Origin of the sequence: Nocardioides sp. Iso805N, from assembly GCF_000364605.1 — a bacterium.
GTDB lineage: Bacteria > Actinomycetota > Actinomycetes > Propionibacteriales > Nocardioidaceae > Nocardioides.
In genome coordinates this window covers 101,839-122,980 of sequence record NZ_KB822578.1, presented here as the reverse complement: position 1 = coordinate 122,980, position 21,142 = coordinate 101,839, and the positions used below count along the sequence as shown (strand labels likewise).

Sequence of the window (21,142 nt, the reverse complement as noted above, 5' to 3'; positions counted from 1 at the left end):
CGGAGTGGCCTCATCCGCGGACGAGGCCACTCCAGCCGTGTTGGTCGGACCCGTCACTGGCCCGGGTTCGCGGGGTAGATCGGGCTCTTCGCGGCGTACTCCTTGGGATACACCACCACGGGTGCACCGTTCTGGACCTGGGTCAGCACCGGCAGCGCGGTGGTGTTCTCGCCCTTCTCGTCGAAGGTGACCGGGCCGGTGGAGATCGTCAGGGGCGTGATCCCGCCCTTGGCGATGGCATCGCGCAGCTTCGTCTTGTCGGTGGACTTGGCCGACTCCAGCCCCGCGGCGATCGTGCGGACCGCGTCGTAGGCCAGCGCCGCCTCGGTGCGAGCGTCGGCGTTGTAGGTGGTCTTGTAGAGCTTCACGAATGCCTGAGCGGCGGCGGCGCTGTCGTCGAGGTGGTAGTTGACGTCGAAGAAGCCGTTGGCCGCCGAGCCAGCGTCGGTCGGGAACTGCGGCTGGTCGAAGGCACCGTCAGCAGCACCCACCACGGCATCCAGCTTCGGCTTGACCGTCTGGACCGCCTTCGCCGCGAGCACACCGTCGCGGTAGTAGCCGGAGACGACGAGCACGTTGGCGCCGCTGGCCTTCACCTGGGCGATCTGGGTGGTGAGGTCGGAGACGCTGGCCGCGTCGTAGGTGATCTCCGGACCCATGGTCAGACCGAGCTTGCCGGCCTCCGCCTTGAACGCGTTGTAGGCGCCGGTGCCGAACGCGGTGCTCTCGTGCAGGTAGGCCACCTTGGTGACCGGGTGGCCCGAGGCCTTGGCGATCTGGTCGACATAGTCGGCGGCCGCGGTGCCGAAGCGTGAGTTCTTCGGCTGCATCCTGAAGGAGTACTTGTAGCCCTGCGACAGGATCGAGTCGTCGCCGCTGACGTCCATCAGGAACGGCGTCCTGTTGCGTTCGGCCACGGCGGCGACGTTCGCGCTGACCGCACTCTGGTAGGTGCCGACGAGGGCTACGTCACCGTTGCTGATCAGGCGCTGGGCCTCGCTCTGGCCGGTGTCGGGCGCACCCTTGGTGTCGCCCGCGTCGAGCTGGAGTTGGGCGCCGCCGAGTGACTTGATCCCGCCGGCGTCGTTGATCGCCTTGATCGCCAGCTTCGCACCGTTCTCGAGCTGCTGGCCATCGCCGGCGTACGGGCCGGTCAAGGGGTGCAGCGTGCCGATCTTGATGACCTTGGGGTCGCCACCGCTGGAGCCCGAGTCAGCGCTGCCACCCCCTCCGCAACCCGCGAGGAGGGCGACGCCGATGCCGGCGGCGATTACGTTCACGCTGGTTCTAGTTCGCATCCTGTGGCTCCTGACCTGTTGACAGGCCTCGTCGATTCTGTGTTCCGCTAATCGGAACAGCCTATGGGATGTCCCGACTGTGACATGTGAGGGCTCTCACGTCAAGGGTCGAAGGAAAAGCGTTCAACTACCGGCTGTTTCCGCGAGATTACGGCTACTTTCCGTCCGAAACACGGAACGAGCTGGGTCTTGACCACGCCACCCGCGAATGTTGAAATCGTTCCGGTAGCGGAAACGACCAACAGGAGAGCCGATGCCAGCGCCCACCACAGGCCCCCACGGGACCAGGCAGCTAGCCGCCCACCTGGGCCAGCTCGCGGCCGCTGTGCGGTGGGACGACGCCCCAGAGGTCGTGCGGGCACGGGTCCTTGCGCTCACCGCCGACGTGCTGGCCACCGCCGTCGCTGCGCTGGAACGGCCGGACGTGGTCGCGCTCCGCGATGCTGTCGCCGTCGGCGAGGGCCCGAGCACGGTCATCGGACGCGCTGGCGGCCTACCGCCCGCCATGGCCGGCTTCGTCAACGCCGTCCCGATCGCTCGTGAGCAGCTCCAGGACGGCCACCGACGCGCCCGTGGCCACCCGGCCTCCCACGTCGTCCCGGCGGTGCTCGCCGTCGCCGAGGCCCACGGGGCCTCCGGCACGGCGACGCTGTCGGCGGTCCTCGCCGGTTACGAGACGGGCGTGCGCATCGGCCTCGCCATGGCCGGCACCCCGCGCGGCGTGCACGACATCGGCACGTGGGCGCTCCTCGGTGCAGCGGCCGGCGTCGCCCACCTGCTCAGCGACGGCCACGCGGAGACGATCGCCGCCGCCATCGACTCGGCCGCCACGCTGCCGATCGCTCCCGACGCCCACAGCGTGTTCGCCGGCTTCACCGCCCAGAACCTCTACCTGCCCACTGCCGTCCAGGCCGCGGTCCTGCACGGCCAGGCCGCCGCGGCGGGTCTCCGCGCCGCCCCGGGCACCTTGGAGCGGCACTTCGCCTCTCAGGTGGCGGGCGACCCGGCCGGCCTCACGGACCGGATGCAACGGTTGCTCGTCCCGCCGGCGAGCTCACCCGAAGGCTGGACGGTGCTCGACGGCTACCTCAAGCGGCACCCGACCTGCGCGCTCCTGCACGGCATCAACGACGCCGTCGAGGACCTGCTCGAGGAGGCGCTCGGCGAGACCGACCGGTTCGACCGGATCGACCGGATCGACACGGTGCTCGTACGGACCTACGGTGCGGCCGCGGACTTCGACGAGATCGCACCGACCAACGACATGGCGGCCCGCTTCAGCATCCCGTGGACCGTCGCCGCTGCACTGACCCTCGGCACCCTCGACGAGACTGCGTTCACCGCCACGACCCTGGACGACGCGCGGGTGCGCGAGCTGGCCGGCCGAGTGCGTATCGAGCACGACCCGGAGCTCGACGCGGGCTATCCCGCCGGCCGACCGGCCGTCGTGACGGTCCGTTTCCGTGACGGCACATGGGTCGAGGCCGGGTGCCGTACGGCACCGCGCGGTGACGGACCGGCGGCCTTGGCGGACCCGACGGTGGTCTCGAAGCCGGGGGTGCTGCTGCGCCGGGCGGTGGACCCGGAGACCGCCGACGCCGTGCTTGCGGCAGTAGCGGCCCTCGCGGATCGAGGCCTAGCGCCACTCGCACGTGAACTGCGTGGGATCGGTGTTGGACAGCACGCCCCGGCCACGGCACAGTTCAGATAGGCCAACTCCACTAACGTTCCGTCTAGCGGATCGTCGAAGTCCTTCTTGCGCTTGAGGAATCGGCCCCCACCCAGTGCCTCTGGGCGATTCTCACGGGGACGGCGCGGCGGCCGCCGACAGACACCATGCCAAAGACGTTCCGCCTTACGAAACAACCCCAGTCATGCGAAGGAGAGCCGATGGTCGCCGACCAGTCCCCGGAGGTCCTCGGTGAGACGCCAGGCGGCACGGAGGCCGCCGACCGGGTTGCCGACGTGCTGCTCCTCTTCGCACGCTCCGACAGCCCGCTCGGCGTCTCGAAGATCGCCCGCTCGCTGTCCCTGAGCAAGGCCGTCGTCCACCGCATCCTGCAGTCCTTGGTGTCCCGCTCACTGGTCCAGGTCGTGCCTGGCGACTCGGCCTACATCCTCGGGCCGGCGGCGATGGGGCTCTCGGCCCGCGCGTTCAGCCAGATCGACGTGCGCTCGGTCGCCTCCCCGATCCTGCGTCACCTGCGCGACGTCACGCGCGAGACGACGACGCTGTCGGTGCTCGTGGGCAACCAGCGGGTCTACCTCGACCAGTTCGAGTCACCGGAGGAGGTGAAGATGGTCATCGAGATCGGCCCGCGCTACGCCCTGCACTCCGGCGCCTCCAGCCGTGTGATCCTGGCCTTCCTCCCCGACTCACTGATCGACGATGCCATCCGGCAGCTGCGTGGTCAGCGCCCGGATCTGGACGAGGAGACCTACCGCAAGAACCTGACCGAGATCCGCGTGCGCGGCTACGCCACCTCGCTCAACGAGCGCAACACCGGTGCCGCCTCGATCGCCGCACCCTTCTTCGACGCAGCCGGCAACGTGATGGGCTCGATCAGCTCGTCCGGGCCTGCCTTCCGCTACGCGATCGACGAGCACGACGAGCACGCCGCGCTGGTCATCGACGCAGCGAAGGCCATCACGCAGCGCCTGCGCGGCTGATCCCCCGTCTCGACCCTCGGAGAACCTATGCTGCCCCGCTCCTTCCTCTACGTCCCGGCCTCGCGCCCCGCCCTCTTCGCCAAGGCCGCCGCGAGCGGGGCCGACGCCGTGATCCTCGACCTCGAGGACGCCGTGCCGACGGCTGAGAAGGACGAGGCACGCGCCGCTGTCGCCGCCTGGCTGGACGGCGAGCGGCCTGCGGGCGGGCCGCCGACGTGGGTGCGCGTCGATGCCGCCGCGCTGGCCCCGGACGTCGCGGCGGCCGTGCGTCCCGGGATCGACGGCCTCATCGTGGCCAAGTGCTCCCGCGCCGCCCTCGCCGATGTCGCCGACCTGCTCGAGCAGCGGGAGGCCGAGCACGACCTCGCACCCGTCCCGGTCGTCGGCCTGGTCGAGGACGCGGCGGCGCTGGTGGACCTGGCGGCCATCACGGCTCACCCTCGTCTCACCACCCTCGGCGTCGGCGAAGTGGACCTGCTCGGCGACCTCCGCCTGACCCGCGGTCCCAGCACCGTCCACGCCGTGAACCAGCTGCGCCTGCAGATCGTGCTGCACTGTGCCGCGGCCGGCCTGGCTGCACCAGTGGCACCGACGTCGACCGACTTCCGCGACCTCGAGGCCTTCCGGCGTACGACGCACGAGCTCGTCGACCTCGGCTTCCGCTCCCGCACCGCCGTTCACCCGGCGCAGGTGCCGGTCATCCACGAGGTGCTTGCGCCGGACCAGGCTCAAGCCGCCGCCGCTCAGGACGTCGTCGACCGGTTCGTCGCGGCCGCCGGTGGCGTGACGGTGGACGCCAACGGCCGCCTGATCGACGCTGCGGTCATTCGGGCCGCGAAGGAGACCCTCGCGCGGCACTCCTCCGCCTGACCTTCTGCGGCGCATCGGCTGCTGGTCCGACACGACCTACCCGAGCCGGGGTACGCCGAAGGGGGCGCAGCGATGCTGCGCCCCCTTCGATTCTCTCCTGCGTGACTAGATGGCTCAGGCCTGGCCGGAGCGGCGCACGTAGTTGCCCTTCGGGTCGCCGACGATCTTCTCCTCGCGCAGCACCGCCGCACCGCGCACGTAGGTGTCCGTCACCTTAGCGGTGAGCTGGAAGCCCTCGAACGGCGTGTACTCCTGGGTGGAGAGCGAGTCCTCGGCGTGCACGGTGTAGTCGACCGTGTCGTCAAGCAGGCAGAAGTCGGCGTCGAAGCCGACCGCCAGGTCGCCCTTGGTGGTCAGACCGAAGCGCTCGGCCGGGCTCTTGGCGACGAGCTCGGCGATCCGCGGGTAGGACAGGCCTCGCTTGCGGCCCTCGCTGACCATGCCGGGCAGGAGGTACTCGGTGCCGCCGAAGCCGGACTTCGCCACGAAGACGTCCTCGCGCGGCTCGCCGAACTTCGTCTCGTCCTTGCAGCAGGCATGGTCGGAGGTGACCCACGAGAAGTTGCCGGCGAGCAGGTGCTCCCACAGCGACTCGACGTCCTCGCGCGAGCGCAGCGGCGGGTTCACCTTGCCGCCGAGGTTGGCGGTGTTGAAGTCGGCGAGCAAGTGGCCGACGGTGACCTCGCGACGGAAGTCGATGTGCGGGAACGTCTGCTGCATCATCATGGCGGCCTCGATGGCCTTGCGTGAGGTGAGGTGCAGCAGGTTGATCTTCGGCAGCTCGGTCTCGTGCGCGAGGTAGGAGGCGATCGTGATCGCCAGGCCCTCCGAGTGCGGCGGACGCGAGGCGCTGTAGGCCTCGAGGCCGGTGAGCTTGCCCTCCTGCTCGACGAGCTTGGTGTAGGCCCGCATGATCTCCGCGGTCTCGCAGTGCAGCGAGAGGGAGATGTGCTCCTTGTCGGCGGCGAAGCGGGGATCGCGACGCGCCTTCTCGATCCCACGCATCACGAACTCGAAGTGCGCGATGTCGTAGGACTGGTCCTCGGGGATCATGAGGAACGAGCTCTGGTCGCTGGAGCGGCCGTGCAGCCCGTGACTGCCATAGAACATGAAGATCTTGAACGACGGCACGCCGTACTCGCCGATGAGGTCGGGGATCTCGTCGATGTGCTCGGACAGGATCGGCGCCACGTGGAACGCGTAGTCGATGTAGGAGCGGCCCTCGCACGCAGCGAGGACGTCGGGGAAGACCTCGCGGTAGGGGCCGGTCCGGTTCATGTAGTAGGCACCGGTGCGGATGTAGGTGATGCCGGAGGTGACACCACCCTGCGCCGAGGCCTGGCTCTCGGTGGCAGCGTCCTCCCCGAGCTCGTTGTAGATGCCCCAGTGCTGGTGCACGTCGACGACACCCGGGAAGAGGTGCTTGCCACCGGCGTCGAGCACCTCGGCACCACGCTCGGCGTCGATGGACGGCTCGAAGGCGGCGAACTTGCCGTCCTTGACCGCCACGTCGAGACGCTCGGGCGCCTCGCTCCCTGGACGCACTACCTGGGCGTTGTGGATCACCAGGTCGAATTCAGCCATTTCCCTCATCCTTCCGTTGTTCCACCCACAGCAGTGGGCGTCAGCACATCGACCGTGGCCAACGGGGCAAGGACCCCGCCGAGATCGGTGCAGTCCTCGAGTTGGCGGCAGGCCGCCGCCAGCGCTTCTGCCTGATCGGCCGCCAGCGCGCGGCCGGCGTTGTCCTGGAACTTCGCTGCGAGTTCCTCGAACGACAGCGGCCGCTGGGGGCCGCCGCGCGTGGTGAGCACCTCGGCCACCACGTCCTGCCCGTCGACCAGCCGCGCGGTCAGCACCGCGGGGAACTGGTGCGGGAAGATCTGGGTGCACCGCTCGTCGGCCACCACGTCCACCTTCGCCATCAGCGCCCGCCGCTGTGGGTCCCGCGCGAGCTCGTCGGTGTAGTCGTCGAGGCCCGCACCCAGTCCCGACCCACCGAGCAGACCCAGCACGACAGCGTACGGACCGCTGAACTGGGCCATGTAAGCGGTCTCCGGCTGGCGCTTGACCTCGATCGGATCGCCGATCGTGCGGTGGTTCTGCGCCGGTACGCCGAGGGTGAGGGAGACGATGTCCTCGATCGCGACCCCCCGCTCGCGCAGCTGGGTGGCCGCGTCGACAGCGGCGTGGGTGAAGTGGTTGGCCGGATAGGGCTTGAAGAAGATGCCCGGGACGGACCACCGCGTGCCGAGGCCCTCGGTGATGGCCGAGGCGTCGAAGGTGCCGTGCAGCCAGGCCTGGAAGAAGCCGAAGCGGCCCTCGAGGACTGTCGGCGGCCCGGTCAGCCCGAGCGCCACCAGCTCGGCGGCCGAGACGGCGGCGTGTGCGGCCCAGCCGCAGTGGATCCGCTTGACGGTGCCGCCGGTGCGGTTGGCCTCGATGATCCCGGAGGTCAGGGACGCGGCGACGCCGAGCACGTCCACGACGGCCTGCTCGTCTCCCCCGGCCAGCAAGGTGGCCGCGACGGCGGCACCCATGCCGCCGCAGATCGAGGTGGCGTGCTGGCCGTGCTCGAAGAAGATCGAGTTGTTGCTCGCCTCGTCGTACCCGGCCATGCCGATGCGGACGCAGACCTCGAGCCCGATCGCGACGGCGCGGATCAGCTCGCGACTGCTGGCACCCGAGCGCTCGGCGGCCGCGAGCGCAGCCGGGACGACCGAGGCGCTCGGGTGGAGCACGGACGGCAGGTGCGTGTCGTCGTAGTCGAGGGAGTGCGCGAGCACGCCGTTGACGAAGGCGGCCAGGTTCGCCGGCAGGCCCCCGGAGACGCCGACGGCCGTGGCCGGGCCGGTGGCCCCCTGCTCGCGCGCCCAGGTGCGGGCAGCGCGGCTGGTATCCAGTGTGCTGGCCGCGACGGCGATGCCGAGGATGTCGAGGATGCGCATCTTCACGCTCTCAACCACGTCGACCGGCAGGTCGTCGTAGCCCGTCGTGGCAGCGAACCGGCCGAGCTGCTGGGCCAGGGTGAGCTCGGTCATCGGGCACGCACCGCCAGCGGTCGCACCGGCGAGCCAGTGGCCCCGAAGATGTTCATCGGCACGAGGACGAAGGTGAACTCCCCCCACCCCTGGCCGGCCAGAGCCTCGAGGTCGAGCGCCTCGATGATGTAGATGCCGCTCTCCACGAGGAGCACACGGTGGGCCGGCAGAAGCGCGTGGCCGCCGCCCGGGGCCAGCCGCTCGAAGGCGATGGTGTCGGCGCCGGCCGCGTGGACGCGCCGCTCGGCCAGCCACTGCGCACCGGGCTCGGCGATGCCAGGGACGCCCGTGGGACCGCCGACGTACGGCGCCCCCTCGGCGAACTTGGTCCCCCAGCCGCTGCGAATGAGGACGACGTCGCCCTCGCCGACCTCGACGCCGGCACGCTTGGCGGCCGATTCGAGGTCCTCGACGGTGATCTCGTAGCCACCCTCGAGACAGTCCACCCCTCGGAGGCCGGCGATGTCGAGCAGGACGCCGCGGCGCAGCATCGGCGTCACGGTGTGGACGCCCAGCTCGACGTACTTCCCGCCGATGCCGGCCTCGACCGCGTCGACGTCGCCGTGCATCTTGCCGTCGTGCGAGACGTGCGCAAGCGCGTCGATGTGGGTCCCGACGTGGGTGCCCATGGTGATCATGTCGTTGGCCGCGCTACCGCCGTCGGCTCGCTTCATGTCCCCGTGGCGACGGGGCAAGGTGTGCCAGAACTGCGGGTGGTTCGGGGACTGCGGCATCCCCACGCGGAGCTGTCGACCCAGGTCGACGACGTCCACACCCTGCTGCACGACCCCGAGCAATGCATCGGTCATCGGATGATCCCACTCTCCTTGAGCTCGGTGATCTCGGTGGCGCTGAGGCCGACCTCGGTCAGTACTTCATCGGTGTTCTCGCCCAGGCCTCGGCCGGTGAACCGGATGGACCCGGGCGAGGCGCTCATCCGCCACATCACGTTGTGCTGCAGCAGCGGGCCCAGGTCGGGGTCGTCGACCTCGACGAGCATCTGGGTCTCACGGACGTGCGGGTCCTCGACGATGTCCTTGGCGTCGTATACGGGGCCGATGGCGGCGCCGGCCTCGGTGAAGGCGCGGATGACCTCGTCACGGGTGCGCTGCGCGATCCAGCTGCCGACGTACTCGTCGAGCATGTCGACGTGCTCGGCGCGACCGCCGCCGGTGGCGAACCACGGCTCGTCGATCACCTCGGGGTGGCCGACCAGGTCGAGGACGCGCTCAGCGATCCGCTGGGCGCTGGTGGAGACGGCGACCCAGCCGCCGTCCGAGGTCTGGTAGGTGTTGCGCGGCGCGTTGTTGGTCGAACGGTTGCCGTGACGCTTCCCGACCTCGCCGAGCTGCTGGTAGATCGTGGGCCCGGGACCGACCGCCGCCATGATCGGCTCGAGCAGGCTCATGTCGACGACCTGGCCTTCCCCGGTCCTGTCGCGGTGGCGCAGCGCCATCAGGACGGCCGAGGAGGCGGCGATGCCGCAGATGCTGTCTGCCAGCCCGAAGGCCGGCAGCGTGGGCGGGCCGTCGGGCTGGCCGGTGAGGGCCGCGAAGCCGCTCATCGCCTCGACCAGGGTGCCGAAGCCAGCCCGGCTGGCGTAGGGGCCGGCCTGGCCGAAGCCGGTCAGCCGCACCATCACCAGGCGCGGGTTCTCCTCCATGAGCACCTCGGGGCTTAGCCCCCAGCGCTCGAAGGTGCCAGGACGGAAGTTCTCCACGATCACGTCGGCGGTGCGGGCGACCGCGCGGAACGCCTCGGCGCCGCGCTCGGCCTTGAGGTCGAGGGCGACCGTCCGCTTGTTGCGGCTGATCTCCTTCCACCACAGCGGAACGCCGTCCTTGCTGCGGCCGTGGCCCCGCATGTTGTCGCCGCCACGGGGGTGCTCGACCTTGATCACGTCGGCGCCGTAGTCGCCGAGAATCTGGCAGCACAGAGGTCCCGCCAGGATTGTCGAGACGTCGAGCACCCGGACGCCGTCGAGCGGTGCCGTCGAACTCACTCCAACCTCGTTCCGCTAAGAGAAACATCTTCTGCTCAGGACTGTAGCGAAGAACACCGCTCACCGGAAGGGTCACGACGGATATTCGCGCGATCTAGAGAGATTGAGCGTTTCTTTTAGCGGAACGACTTGCAGGCGGGTGCCTTCCATCGACTCGCTCGAAGGGCCACATGCGCGGCGGTGGAGCACGCCAACGCAGAAGCGGCCGCGGGCCGAGGCCCGCGACCGCATCCGGTGGTGTCTAGTGCCGCACTAGCCGACCGTGATGGTCACCTTCTGCGTGGCCGTGGGACTGACCTCGTTGCTGGCACGCAGCTGCACGGTGTACGTCCCGGCGGCAGCCGGCGTACCGGCGATGGTGCCCGTGCCATCACCTCGGTCGGTGAAGGTGAGGCCCGCGGGCAGCTTGCCGAGGACCGAGAGGCTCGGCACCTCCTGGGCGGTCGGCGACTGGGTGGTCGCCGTGGTGACGGTGAACGTGCCCGCCGACCCGACCGTGAAGGCCGCCGCCGGGTCCGAAGTGATCTGCAGCGGCGCCACGTTCACGACGAAGGACGTCGAGACGGTGGCGCCGTGGTAGGTCGCCGTCACCCTTACCGTGGCCACCCCGGAGCCGACCGCGCGCAGCGCGCTGCCGCCCTGCTCCACGGCGACGACGTCATGCCGGTCGGACTGGTAGCGGATCCGGATCCCCTGCGGGAGCGGCGTGCTGCGGCCCTTGCTGATGTAGCCGTGCAGCGCCTCGTCGTCGGTGGCGACGGTGACCTGCGGATCGATGCGGACGCCCGCATCGAAGGCCACGCGCTGAGCCACGTCCGCTGCGGCGTCCCCGGCCTGCACCGGACGGACCGAGACCGTGGTGGGCACCCGGCCCAGCTGGCCGGTGACCTGCACCGAAGCGCGGGCCCGCACGTCGGAGGACGACGCTGCCAGCTGGAGGCCATAGGCCCCGCGGTCGACCTTCATGGTCTGGCTGTCCTCGTCGAGGAAGGCCAGCTGGGAGGCCGGTGCGGAGAAGTGCACCCGGGCGGACCTGCCGGGCTTGACGACCACCCGGTCGAAGGCGAGCAGTCGCTTGGTCGGTCGCTCCGCCGCGGCCGACGCGAACGGGGTGGTCACGTAGAGCTGCGGAGTCGCCGCACCAGTGACGTCGCCCGTGTTGGTCACCGTCGCGGTCGCCGAGATGGTGCCAGACGCATCGACGCTCGTCCTGGCCACCTTGAGGTCCGAGAACCGGAAGCTGCTGTAGCTCAGGCCGTCGCCGAAGGAGTAGCTCGGCGTACCGGTGTAGTACATGTACGTGCGGCCGGGCTCGGACTGGCTGGGCCGGATCGCGTAGTCGGTGATCGGCGGAAGCTGGCTGTCGTCGGAGTACCACGTGAAGGGCAGGTGTCCGCTGGGGTTCACGGTCCCGAGCAGGACGTTGGCGATCGCCGGCCCCTGACGCTGGCCGAGGTAGGAGCTCCACAAGATCGCGGGGCTCGTCGCCTGGAAGCTGCGCACGTCGACCGAGCCGACCGTCTGCAGGTAGACCACGGTGCGGGGGTTGGCCGCCTCCACCTGGCTGATCATCGAGGCCTGGGCCCCGGGCAGCGCGGTGGTGGTGCGGTCGTGGTCCTCCGAGGCCGTGCTGGCATCGGTGCCGGCGACGACCACGACGGCGTCGTACCCCTTGACCGCTGCGATCGTGGCCGGGTCGACGGTGGTCAGCTTCGCAGCCGTGGTGCCGCCGGTGACGCCGGGCAGGAAGTCGACCTGGGCGCCGGGGTCACGAGCCTCGATGGCGCTCTTGATGCCGGTGTAGGCGTCGATGTTGTTCGCGGCGCCCGCGCCCGCCTGGATGCTGGAGTAGCCGCCGGTGAAGAGCTGCTGCGGGTGAGCGAAGTAGCCGACCACGGCGACCTTGAAGGGCTTGTTGCGCGGCACGCTCAGCGGAAGGAGCGGGGCGTTGCCGACCTTGTCGTTCTTGAGCAGGACGAGGCTGTGCTCGGCACTCTGCTGCGCCTGGGCGAGACGTGCGGGCGTCTCGGTGACGGCGTTGTTGTCGACCGAGCTCGTCCAGGTGGCTCCGCCGAGGCGCTGGCGGGCCGCCCGGACCCAGGGCACCTGGTTCTCGTCGTCGAACTCCCCGGTCTCGATCCGAGCCGTGAACAGCCGGGTCAACGAGGTGTCGACGTCACCGACGTTGAACGTGTCGGTCTCGGTCTTGATCTTCTGGGCGATCGCGGTCGGGACGGTGTTCCCGTAGCTGTACTGGTCGTGGTAGCCCCAGTTGCAGTCGAGGTCCTCCCCCGCGGAGATCGCGTACGCCGAGCGTCCGTACTGGTCCAGTGGCGCGCTGGCCGTCGGCGGCTGCCAGTGGTGTCCGGCCTGGATCTCGTAGACGGCGTCGCAGTCGGAGGTGAAGTAGCCGTTGAACCCGTAGGTGTCGCGGGCCAGGTCGCTCATCAGCTGGACGCTCGCGGCGGCCGGGACGCCGTTGACCTCGTTGTAGGAGCTCATGATGGAGCCGGGATGCGCCTGCTCGATGATGTCGGCGAACTGCTTGGTGTAGTACTCGCGCAGGGTCCGCTGATCCATGTCGGAGGATCCGGTGCGGCGGTTGACCTCGCTGTTGTTGGCTGCGTAGTGCTTCAGCGTCGCGATGGCCTTGTAGTAGCCGTTGGCGGACTTCGGCAGCACGCCCTTCGGGGTCTGACCCTGCAGACCATCGACGTACTGCCCGGCGAGCGCGGCGGTCAGCGTCGGGTCCTCGCTCCAGCTCTCGTCGTTGCGGCCCCAACGCGGGTCGCGCGAGAGGTTGACCGTGGGTGCGTACAAGTCGAGGTTGAGCCGATTGTCGGGTGCGGTGTCACGCGCCTCGTCACCGATCTTGGAAGCCTCGCGATAGACGAGCTTCGGGTCCCAGCTGCTTCCCAAGGACAGGTCCGAGGGGTACGACGTGGTGTTCGTCAGCGTCGTGGCGTTGCCGGTCGGCGTGATCGTGGAGGCGTTGACGCCGTGGTTCGACTCGTTCCACCAGCCCCAGGCCGCGATCCCGAGCCGCGGGATCGCCGGCGCCTGGCTGCTGTTCATCTCCTGGGCCTTCTCGTCCAGGGACATGCGCGAGACCAGGTCGGCGGCTCGCTCAGCCGGGGTGTACGTGCGGTTGAGGTAGACCGGGGTCGATGGCGTCCGGGAAACCGACGCGGAGTGGGGGGCGGGTGATGTCGCCGATGCTGTGCTGGGCAGGGCGGTGGTGGCGAATGCCCCTGCCATCACCGCGATGCCGAGCGTGGCGACGGCACGCTGACGTTGTCTGCTGACCATGTGTGCTCCGAGAGAAGGCACACCCCCACCAGGGGTGCGCGCCGATAGGTTCCCAGCTGCCCGAGACAGACAGACAGTGTGACCTGGGTCTCATGACCGTATGTCGCGGTCTTTATCCGGGTCAAGGACCAATTACCTAGCTTTCCTCGCCGCGTTTGTCCTTCTCGCGGATGAACCCTCTTGGCTAGGCTGCCTGCGTGAACGAGGAAGGTCTAGAGCCGCTGCTGAGCCGGAACGGCCGGGCGGTCCTCGCTGCCGTGCAATCCCGACCGCGCTGCAGCCGGGCCGACGTGGCGCGCGCGACCGGCCTGTCCACCTCCGCCGTCTCTACGCTGGTGGGCAACCTGATCGGAGCGGGGCTGCTCGTCGAGCTGGGCATCAACCCGTCTGCGGGAGGTGGCCGGCCGTCGGTCTCGCTCGGCGTGGCGCCCCGAGCCGGCTCCCTGATCGGGATCCACCTCGGGCACGCCGATCTGCGCGTGGTGCTCACCACGCTCGACGGCACCCTTCTGGCCGAGAGACGTCACGTCCTCGACGTCGATCATGCGCCCGCCGCCTCCCTGGACCGGGTGGCCCGCAGCGCCGCCGACCTGCTCGCGGACGGCGCCGTGGACGCGTCAGGCGTTCGCGGCGTGGGGGTCGCGATCTCGGCACCGGTGGTCGGCGCCCGGCTGCTGGGCTCGCCACCGATGCTGCTGGACTGGGGTGGCGTCGACATCGGCGGGATCCTCGCCGAGCGCACCGGTCTTCCTGTCCATCTCGGCAACGACGCGACCCTGGGCGCGCTGGCCGAGTGGCGCCTCGGGGCAGGCGCCGGTGTCGACGACCTGGTCTACGTGATGCTCGGGGAGGGCGTCGGGAGCGGCCTGATCCTCGGAGGCCGCCTCTACACGGGTGCGACCGGCACCGCGGGCGAGCTGGGTCATCTCGCGATGGTCAGCGACGGCAAGATCTGTCGGTGCGGAAGCCGCGGCTGCCTCGAGACGCTCGTCAGCAAGAGAGCGCTCGTCTCTGCCCTCGCGCACACCTTGGGTCCGAGCGCCACGGTCGAGGCACTGCTCGACCTTGCTGAGTCAGGCGACCGGGGAGCGCTGCGGTTGCTCGCCGACGCGGGGCAGGTGCTGGGCACCGCTCTCGCGGGCGTGTGCACCATCACCGACCCGCGCCGTGTCGTCGTCGGCGGCGACCTGACCGCGCGCCCGGACGCGAGCGATGCCCTGCTGACGGCGGCGCGCCGCGCCCTCGACGCGGCGCTGCCTCCCGTGGCGAACCACGACGTCCAGATCGTCCGGGCACGTCTCGGCGCGCGGGCCGAGGCCCTGGGCGCGGCCCTCCTCGCGGGGTCCCGCGTCAGGTCTGTCGACGTCCTGTAGGCCGGGCGGTCCGAAGACTGCCCCCGCGTCGAGGCTCCCGATCGGTGCGGTGTTCGTGGCTCAGCGATGCGGAGCGAAGGTGACGATCGCGATGTCGTCGCTGGCGTCGCCGTTCTGGAAGTCGAGTGCCGCGCGGGCGATGCCGTCGGTGATGGCATGCACGTCGTCGGGGAGGCCGTGGATGAGTTCGTGGAGGCGCTTCTCGCCGTACATGCCGTTCGGTCCGCGCCCCTCGGTGACTCCGTCGGTGTAGAGGATGACGCTGCTTCCACCCTGGAGACGGTGCCGGACCGTGACGAAGCCCGGTACGTCGACGAGTCCGATCGGGGTGCCGAAGAGGCCAAGCTCGGTCACCTCTCCGCCCGGACCGCGCAGGAGCGCGGGCGGGTGGCCGGCGAGGCTCAGGGCAAGCTCCCACTCGCCGTCGTGGCGGTCGAGGCGCGCCACCACGAGCGTGCAGTAGTGACGGGTCTCGTTGGCGGTGAGTACGGCGTCGACCTGCCCGAGCAGCTCGGCGGGATCCGGGTGCTCGATGGCGAACGACCTCACCGTGTAGCGCACCAGCGAGGTGACCAGGGCTGCAGGGACGCCCTTCCCGCTCACGTCCCCCAGGACGACGATCCACGCCGTCGGGCTGACCTGGAACACGTCGTAGAAGTCGCCGCCGACCTCGCGGCCGGTGCCCGCCGGGCGGTAGGCAGCGGCGATGTCGAGGTGCGGGATGTGCGGCGGGGCGGGCGGGATGAGGGTCTTCTGGAGCGTCTCGGCGAGGGACGCCGCCTGCTCGCGGGCGAGCTCGGCAGAGCGGGTGGCGAGGCGGAGGTCGTCCTCGTAGCGGTGCCGGTCGCGCGCCTCGATGAACACCGCCAGCACGGCCCGGCCCGTCTCGGGCGAGACCAGGCTGGCGTTGAGCAGCGCCGGTACCCGACGCTCGTCCGCGGCGACGAGGTCGAGGTCGATCTCGCGAACGACCCGGCTGTGCTCGAGCATCGGGAACAGGTGCGTCTCGACGAAGATCCGCCCGGCGACCGTCAGCAGGCTCGACAGCATGCGCACCGCGATGACCTCATCGGCCTCACGACCGACCATCCGGAGGAACTCCGCGTTCGCCTGGACGATCACCCCGTCACGGTCGGTGACGACGTAGCCGCACGGAGCATGCTCGAAGAGGTCGTCGGCACCGTGGTCGAGATCCATCGAGATCAGTGCTCCTCCAGGAACTCTTGGATGGCGCTGATCGTCTGGGCGGGAGCACTGAGATGGGGGCAGTGCCCGTAGGTGTCGATGACGGTCATCCGCGAACCCTCGGTGTGGTCGCGGATGAACGCACCGGCGGCCATCGGCGCCACCGAGTCGTTGCGCGACTGGAGGACGAGGGTCGGAACCCCTACGTCGGCGAGGTCCGCACGGTTGTCGCCTCGGAAGGTGACGGCTGCGAACTGAGCCGCGATGTCAGGACGTGTGCGACAGAAGCTGTCCTCGAGCTCCCGCTTGACGTCGGCCGGTGCGGCACCGGCGACCAGCGAAGCGAGCGGGTCCTGCCAACCCAGGTGGTTGCGCTCCATGAGACCGAGCAGCTCGTCGATGTCGCGCTCGGAGAAGCCGCCGACGTACCCGTCGTCGTCGAGGTAGCGGGCGGAGGGTGCGACCAGCACCAGCCGGCCGACGCGCTGGGGGGCGGCATTGGCCACCAGCACGCCGATCATGGCCGACACGGAGTGACCGACGAACACCACATCGGTCAGGTCGAGCTCGTCCAAGAGCTCGACGAGATCGTCCCTGTATGCCTCGAGGCTGGTGTAGCGCTCTGCCCGGTACAGCGACAGGTCGGAGTCACCCGAGCCGGGCAGGTCGAGGAGCACCACCCGGTGGTCGTCGGCGAACGCGGGCGCGACGTGGCGCCACATCACCTGGCCGCACCCGAACCCGTGCACGAACACGATCGGAGGTGCACCGACAGGTCCGTGCATGGTGACGTTCAACCGGCCGGACAGGTTCATGACCGCAGAGTATCCAGGTAGAGGCCCAGGTATTGCTGTCGGCGATGACACCACCGCCTGCGACCCCTCGGGCCGCGGGTTCAGGAGACCGGCGCGGCGCCGACCTCCTCCGGAACCGGCGCGAGATACGCGTGCACCAGCGGTACGGCGGAGGCACCCTCGCCACTGGCCGCGGCGACGCGCTTCATCGACCCCGACCTGATGTCTCCCGCGGCGAAGATCCCCGGAACGGTGGTGGCCAGGCTCGCCGGCGGCAGCCCGTCGACCCACCGATCGCGGGGGACGTCACGACCGGTGAGGACGAAGCTGAACCTGTCGCGGGCCAGCTCCGGCGGCAGCCAGTCGCAGCGCGGCTCCGCGCCGAGCAGAAGGAACAGACCGCGTGCCGGGGCGGTGGTGCGCCGCCCGGTGTTGATGTCCTCCAGGCACAGCCACTCGAGCTGGGCCTCGCCGCCGCCGTCGACCACGCGGGTGCAGGGCAGGACGCGGATCCGCTCGTTGTAGCTGATCTCGTCGATCAGGTAGCGCGACATCGTCTCCTCGAGGCCGGGCCGGCGCACGACGATGGTGACCGAGCTCGCGAACCTGGCCAGGTGCAGCGCGGCCTGGCCCGCGGAGTTCCCTCCGCCGACCACGACGACGTCGTACCCCTCCATCTCGCGTGCGGCGGTCATCGCGGCGCCGTAGTTGACGCCGGCGCCGACCAGCTCCTCGATCGGCGGGACGCCGAGCTTGCGGTAGGCGACGCCGCTCGCGACCAGCACCGCCCGGGCGCGTACGTCGCCGCCGTCGGTGCACAGCCGGTGCGGCTCCCCGTCGGCTCCCGGGACCAGCGCGTTGACCTCCCAGCCGGTGAAGAAGTCGGTGCCGAAGCGGAGCGCCTGGTTGCGAGCACGCTGGGCCAGCCGCATGCCGGAGATGCCGCGCGGGAAGCCGAGGTAGTTGCGGATCATCGAGCTGGTGCCCGCCTGACCGCCGATCGCCTCCGCCTCGAGGACCACGACCGAGAGCCCCTCCGAGGCGCCGTAGACCGCCGCTGCGAGCCCTGCGGGTCCGCCGCCGACGATCGCCAGGTCGACGACGCCGTCGACCTCGAAGTCTCCGGGCCGGCCGTAGATCGAGACTGCCACGTCACGGACGCTGGTGGCCTGGACCGGCACCCGGTTGGCGGCGTAGACGACCGGGTAGCGCAGCTCCTCGACACCGAGCCGCTCCTTGACGATGCCGATGTAGTCCTGGATTGCCGGGTCGTCGGGGTGCCAGACCTTGTTCTGCATGCCCATCCGGTCCAGGAAGTCACGGATCCCCATGGTGAGCGCGTCGTGGCGGGGCGAGAGGATCTTGGCGCTGACCACCTCGGGCTGCGGCACCGTCGATCCCCAGTCGGAGAGGAGATCGGTGATCGCGTTGTGGAACTCCTCGTCGCGGCGGCCGCGGGGCATCAGGAGGTAGGCGTCGTACTTGCCCTTGGCCAGCCCGATCCGCAGCGGCGGCCCGTCCTCGACGAAGTTGTCCCAGTGCGCGGCGATGACCTTGCGGGCCGTCGGCATCACCTGACGCCACCGGAGGATGGCGGTGAAGATGTGGTCGACGTCGGGCAGTCGCGAGTCGCTGACGAACAGCGCGATCGTGCCGCCACCGGCGACGATCTCCTGCCCGACGGCCTCGGCCCCGGCCGCGCTGCGAGCCACCCGGAGGTCGTAGTCGCGCTCGTAGCGGCTCCGGAACTCCTCCAGGAGCACGTCGCCGTGCTCGGCGGAGACCAGGATGATCGCGGGATCGCCTTCCACCACTCCAGCGTAGGTGCGATGTCCAGGCAGTTCGCCCTGCTCGCTGCTGTCGCTGACGGAGGATCCGGGCGAGGATGGTGGCAGCGCCGCGCACAGCGGACGAGAGCGAGAGGGATCTTGTGAGCACTCACCAGGGCATCGACCTGACGGCCGTGCCGAGCGGGACCGGTTGCGTCGAGTGTGAGGAGACCGCCGGCTGGTGGCTGCACCTTCGCCGCTGCGCCCAGTGCGGACACATCGGCTGTTGCGACTCCTCACCGGGCGAGCACGCCAGCCAGCACGCGGCGAGCGCCGGGCATCCCTACGTGCAGAGCTTCGAGCCGGGCGAGGACTGGTTCTGGGACTACCCGCACGAGCAGTACGCCGAAGGGCCCCGCTTGCCCGATCCGCAGAGTCACCCGATCTCCCAGCCGGCCCCTGGCCCCGCGGGCCGGGTCCCGGCCGACTGGCAGCAGCGACTGCATCCCTGAGCAGACGTCGCGACCGACCGGCCCGGGCGGCTCACTCCGACGGCGGCGTACGCCGGAGGTTCTGCTCGGCCCGACCGCGCAGGATCGCCCGCTCGCTCTCGTTCCTGGTGCGTCCGGCGGCTTCGGTGAAGGCCACGTGCGCCTCGGCATGGAGCCCGGCCCGCTCGAACAGGTCGCCGCGCACGCTCGGCAGCAACGGCGAGTCGCCGAGGGCCTCGGGATCGAGCGCCTCCAGCACCGCGAGCCCCGCGTCCGAGCCGAACGCCCGACCGTGGGCGACGGCCCGGTTGACGTCGACGACCGGACCCGGTGCTGCTTGGGCCAGGACGTCGTAGAGAGCCGCGATCCGGCGCCAGTCGGTGTCCTCGGCGCGCCCGGCGCGGGCGTGCTGGGCGGCGATCGAGGCCTGCAGGAAGTAGGTCCCGACCGGTGTCCCGCGCGCGGCGATCGACTCGGCCCGCTGCAGCGCGGCTAGTCCGCGCCGGATCAGCAACGGATCCCAGCGGGTGCGGTCCTGTGCCTCCAGCAGGACCGGGGTGCCGTCCTGGTCGAGTCGGGCCGGCATCCGCGAGCCCTGGATCTCCAGCAGGGCCTGCAGGCCGAGCGCGTCGGGATCGTCGGGCACGAGCGCGGCCAGCATGCGGGCGAGCCGCATCGCCTCGCTCGCCAGCTCGGGGCGCATCCAGTCCGCGCCGGCGGTGGCGGCGTACCCCTCGTTGAAGATCAGGTAGATCACGGCCATCACGTCGTCGAGGCGCCTGGTCCGCTCGGCGCCGGTCGGCAGCTCGAACTCAGCGTGCGCGTCCGCCAGCGTCCGCTTGGCCCGCGAGATGCGCTGGCCCATGGTGGACTCGCTGACCAGGAACCCGCGCGCGATCTCGGCGGTGGTGAGGCCGCCGACCAGCCGCAGCGTCAGCGCGGCCCGGGACTCGGCGGTCAGGGACGGGTGGCAGGACAGGAAGATGAGCCGGAGGACGTCGTCCTCGATGTGGTCGACCTGGGCGTCGAGGTCCGGCATCTCGTCCTCCTCTCCCCCACCGGCGCGCTCCAGCTCGGCGAGCTTGTGACGAAGGCTGTCGGCACGCCGGAAGTGGTCGATGCCCCGCCGCTTCGCGGTGGTCATCAGCCACGCGCCCGGGTTCACCGGTACGCCGTCGACGGGCCATTGCTCGAGCGCGGCCACGAGGGCGTCCTGGGCGAGGTCCTCGGCGAGCTCCACGTCACGGGTCATCCGGGTCAGTGCGCCGACGAGGCGGGCCGACTCGGCCCGCCACGCGGCGACGATGGCCCCGTGGGGATCATCCGTACTGGTCTGTGCCGGCACGAGGCCAGCGTAGTGAGTCCGGCTCAGGCTCCGGGCTCCTCCGGGCCGGTGGAGATCTGCCGCAAGGTCGAGATCACGGTGACCTCGGGCCAGTACTTCGCGTGCAGCTCGGCGAACTCCTGCTGGTCGGCCAAGGCGTCCTCCAGGCTGTCGTACTGCATGATCGCCCAGCCTCCGACGACCTCCTTGGCCTCGGCGTAGGGCCCGTCGACCCGGCTGACCTCACCCTTGCGGGAGATGAAGTTCACCGCGTCCTCGGTGCCGTACAGGCCGCCGCCGTCGAGGAAGACGCCCTTGGCGGCCTGCTCGCCGATGTAGGTGTCCATCGCGTCGAACAGCTCCTGCGGCGGCGTACCGACGCCCTCTTCCATCCGCACGAATCCCATGAAACGCGGCATCTCGATCACTCCTGTTGGTTGCTGGAAGGTTGCTTCTCGCACGTACGTCGAACGGCCGCCCGCCTCTTCGACATCGACTCCCGAAGTTTCTCGAGCCTGTCGACACCCCTCAGGATCGACCGCACGGCCGCAGGACGCCAGCGCTGCCACGCACCGGGCATGCTGGGGGCATGGAGATCTCCCAGGCCCTCGAGGCCGCTCGGGCACGCCACGAGTCCGTGCTCACCACCATCAAGCGCGACGGCCTGCCACAGCTGTCCAACGTCGTGCACGCCGTCGGCGAGCACGGCATCATCCGGGTCTCGATCACGGCGACGAGGGCGAAATACCACAATCTCCGCCGTACGCCGTGGGCCGCGTTGCACGTGAACGGGCAGGACTTCTGGTCCTACGCGGTGCTGGAGTGCGACGCCGAGCTCTCCGCCGTCGCGACCGACCCGCACGACGCGGCCGCCGACGAGCTGGTCGCGCTCTACCCGGCGGTGGCCGGCAGGGACCACCCCGACTGGGAGGAGTATCGGCGGGCGATGGTCACCGACCAGCGGGTCGTGCTGCGGTTGCGGCCGCAGCGCGCCTACGGCCTGCTGCGCTGATCAA

Annotated in this window: 17 protein-coding genes; 6 read left to right on the top strand and 11 right to left on the bottom strand. The window is 70.2% G+C overall.

What is annotated here, in order from left to right; all coding sequences use genetic code 11:
• Nucleotides 1-53 precede the first annotated feature (53 nt).
• Nucleotides 54-1,280: an ABC transporter substrate-binding protein gene (locus H036_RS0110370; protein WP_017934721.1), complete on the bottom strand. Its 1,227-nt coding sequence runs from the start codon at nucleotides 1,278-1,280 to the stop codon at nucleotides 54-56.
• 271 nt (nucleotides 1,281-1,551) lie between these two features.
• Between H036_RS0110370 and H036_RS24380 the strand changes: the two genes are divergently transcribed.
• The 3 genes from H036_RS24380 (at nucleotide 1,552) to H036_RS0110355 (ending at nucleotide 4,838) form a co-directional block, all read left to right on the top strand.
• Nucleotides 1,552-3,009 carry an MmgE/PrpD family protein gene (locus H036_RS24380; RefSeq protein ID WP_081615514.1) on the top strand — a complete coding sequence of 486 codons (1,458 nt, stop codon included), beginning with the start codon at nucleotides 1,552-1,554 and terminating at the stop codon, nucleotides 3,007-3,009.
• A gap of 179 nt (nucleotides 3,010-3,188) precedes the next feature.
• A complete protein-coding gene (locus H036_RS22475; protein WP_017934719.1) occupies nucleotides 3,189-3,968 on the top strand; it encodes an IclR family transcriptional regulator in 780 nt (259 codons plus the stop codon).
• A 27-nt stretch (nucleotides 3,969-3,995) separates the two neighbouring features.
• Nucleotides 3,996-4,838, top strand: a complete 843-nt coding sequence (locus H036_RS0110355) for an HpcH/HpaI aldolase/citrate lyase family protein (RefSeq protein ID WP_017934718.1) — start codon at nucleotides 3,996-3,998, stop codon at nucleotides 4,836-4,838.
• A 114-nt stretch (nucleotides 4,839-4,952) separates the two neighbouring features.
• Here H036_RS0110355 and H036_RS0110350 read toward each other — a convergent pair whose 3' ends face one another.
• The 5 genes from H036_RS0110350 to H036_RS0110330 form a co-directional block, all read right to left on the bottom strand.
• Nucleotides 4,953-6,422, bottom strand: coding sequence for a dihydroorotase (locus H036_RS0110350; protein ID WP_017934717.1), 1,470 nt, complete (start codon nucleotides 6,420-6,422; stop codon nucleotides 4,953-4,955).
• Between the two features lie 5 nt (nucleotides 6,423-6,427).
• Complete coding sequence (locus tag H036_RS0110345) at nucleotides 6,428-7,879, bottom strand: MmgE/PrpD family protein (protein ID WP_017934716.1); 1,452 nt, start codon at nucleotides 7,877-7,879, stop codon at nucleotides 6,428-6,430.
• Complete coding sequence (locus tag H036_RS0110340; protein WP_017934715.1) at nucleotides 7,876-8,688, bottom strand: cyclase family protein; 813 nt, start codon at nucleotides 8,686-8,688, stop codon at nucleotides 7,876-7,878. The genes H036_RS0110345 and H036_RS0110340 overlap by 4 nt, the downstream gene beginning before the upstream one ends.
• Nucleotides 8,685-9,881, bottom strand: coding sequence for a CaiB/BaiF CoA transferase family protein (locus H036_RS0110335; protein WP_017934714.1), 1,197 nt, complete (start codon nucleotides 9,879-9,881; stop codon nucleotides 8,685-8,687). Before H036_RS0110335 ends, H036_RS0110340 begins: the two co-directional genes overlap by 4 nt.
• A 252-nt stretch (nucleotides 9,882-10,133) precedes the next feature.
• Nucleotides 10,134-13,190, bottom strand: coding sequence for a glycoside hydrolase family 3 C-terminal domain-containing protein (locus tag H036_RS0110330; RefSeq protein WP_017934713.1), 3,057 nt, complete (start codon nucleotides 13,188-13,190; stop codon nucleotides 10,134-10,136).
• Between the two features lie 197 nt (nucleotides 13,191-13,387).
• On the opposite strand from H036_RS0110330, the gene H036_RS22470 reads away from it, so the two are divergent.
• Nucleotides 13,388-14,563, top strand: a complete 1,176-nt coding sequence (locus H036_RS22470; protein WP_017934712.1) for an ROK family transcriptional regulator — start codon at nucleotides 13,388-13,390, stop codon at nucleotides 14,561-14,563.
• A gap of 60 nt (nucleotides 14,564-14,623) precedes the next feature.
• Here H036_RS22470 and H036_RS22465 read toward each other — a convergent pair whose 3' ends face one another.
• From H036_RS22465 to H036_RS22460, 3 genes are all read right to left on the bottom strand, one after another.
• A complete protein-coding gene (locus tag H036_RS22465) occupies nucleotides 14,624-15,760 on the bottom strand; it encodes a PP2C family protein-serine/threonine phosphatase (RefSeq protein ID WP_017934711.1) in 1,137 nt (378 codons plus the stop codon).
• A gap of 5 nt (nucleotides 15,761-15,765) precedes the next feature.
• Complete coding sequence (locus H036_RS0110315) at nucleotides 15,766-16,563, bottom strand: alpha/beta fold hydrolase (RefSeq protein ID WP_017934710.1); 798 nt, start codon at nucleotides 16,561-16,563, stop codon at nucleotides 15,766-15,768.
• Between the two features lie 80 nt (nucleotides 16,564-16,643).
• Entirely contained in the window at nucleotides 16,644-18,353 is a 1,710-nt protein-coding gene (locus H036_RS22460) for an FAD-dependent oxidoreductase (protein ID WP_017934709.1), read from the bottom strand.
• Between the two features lie 119 nt (nucleotides 18,354-18,472).
• On the opposite strand from H036_RS22460, the gene H036_RS0110305 reads away from it, so the two are divergent.
• On the top strand, nucleotides 18,473-18,823 hold the full coding sequence (locus H036_RS0110305; protein ID WP_026145937.1) for a UBP-type zinc finger domain-containing protein: 351 nt from the start codon (nucleotides 18,473-18,475) through the stop codon (nucleotides 18,821-18,823).
• A 31-nt stretch (nucleotides 18,824-18,854) separates the two neighbouring features.
• On the opposite strand, the gene H036_RS0110300 is transcribed toward H036_RS0110305, so the two are convergent.
• Both H036_RS0110300 and H036_RS0110295 read right to left on the bottom strand, forming a co-directional pair.
• On the bottom strand, nucleotides 18,855-20,147 hold the full coding sequence (locus H036_RS0110300; protein ID WP_017934707.1) for an RNA polymerase sigma factor: 1,293 nt from the start codon (nucleotides 20,145-20,147) through the stop codon (nucleotides 18,855-18,857).
• A 23-nt stretch (nucleotides 20,148-20,170) separates the two neighbouring features.
• On the bottom strand, nucleotides 20,171-20,545 hold the full coding sequence (locus H036_RS0110295) for a YciI family protein (RefSeq protein ID WP_036488128.1): 375 nt from the start codon (nucleotides 20,543-20,545) through the stop codon (nucleotides 20,171-20,173).
• 170 nt (nucleotides 20,546-20,715) lie between these two features.
• On the opposite strand from H036_RS0110295, the gene H036_RS0110290 reads away from it, so the two are divergent.
• Nucleotides 20,716-21,138 (top strand): PPOX class F420-dependent oxidoreductase, encoded by a 423-nt coding sequence (locus tag H036_RS0110290; protein WP_017934705.1) that lies wholly within the window; start codon nucleotides 20,716-20,718, stop codon nucleotides 21,136-21,138.
• Nucleotides 21,139-21,142: the final 4 nt, after the last annotated feature.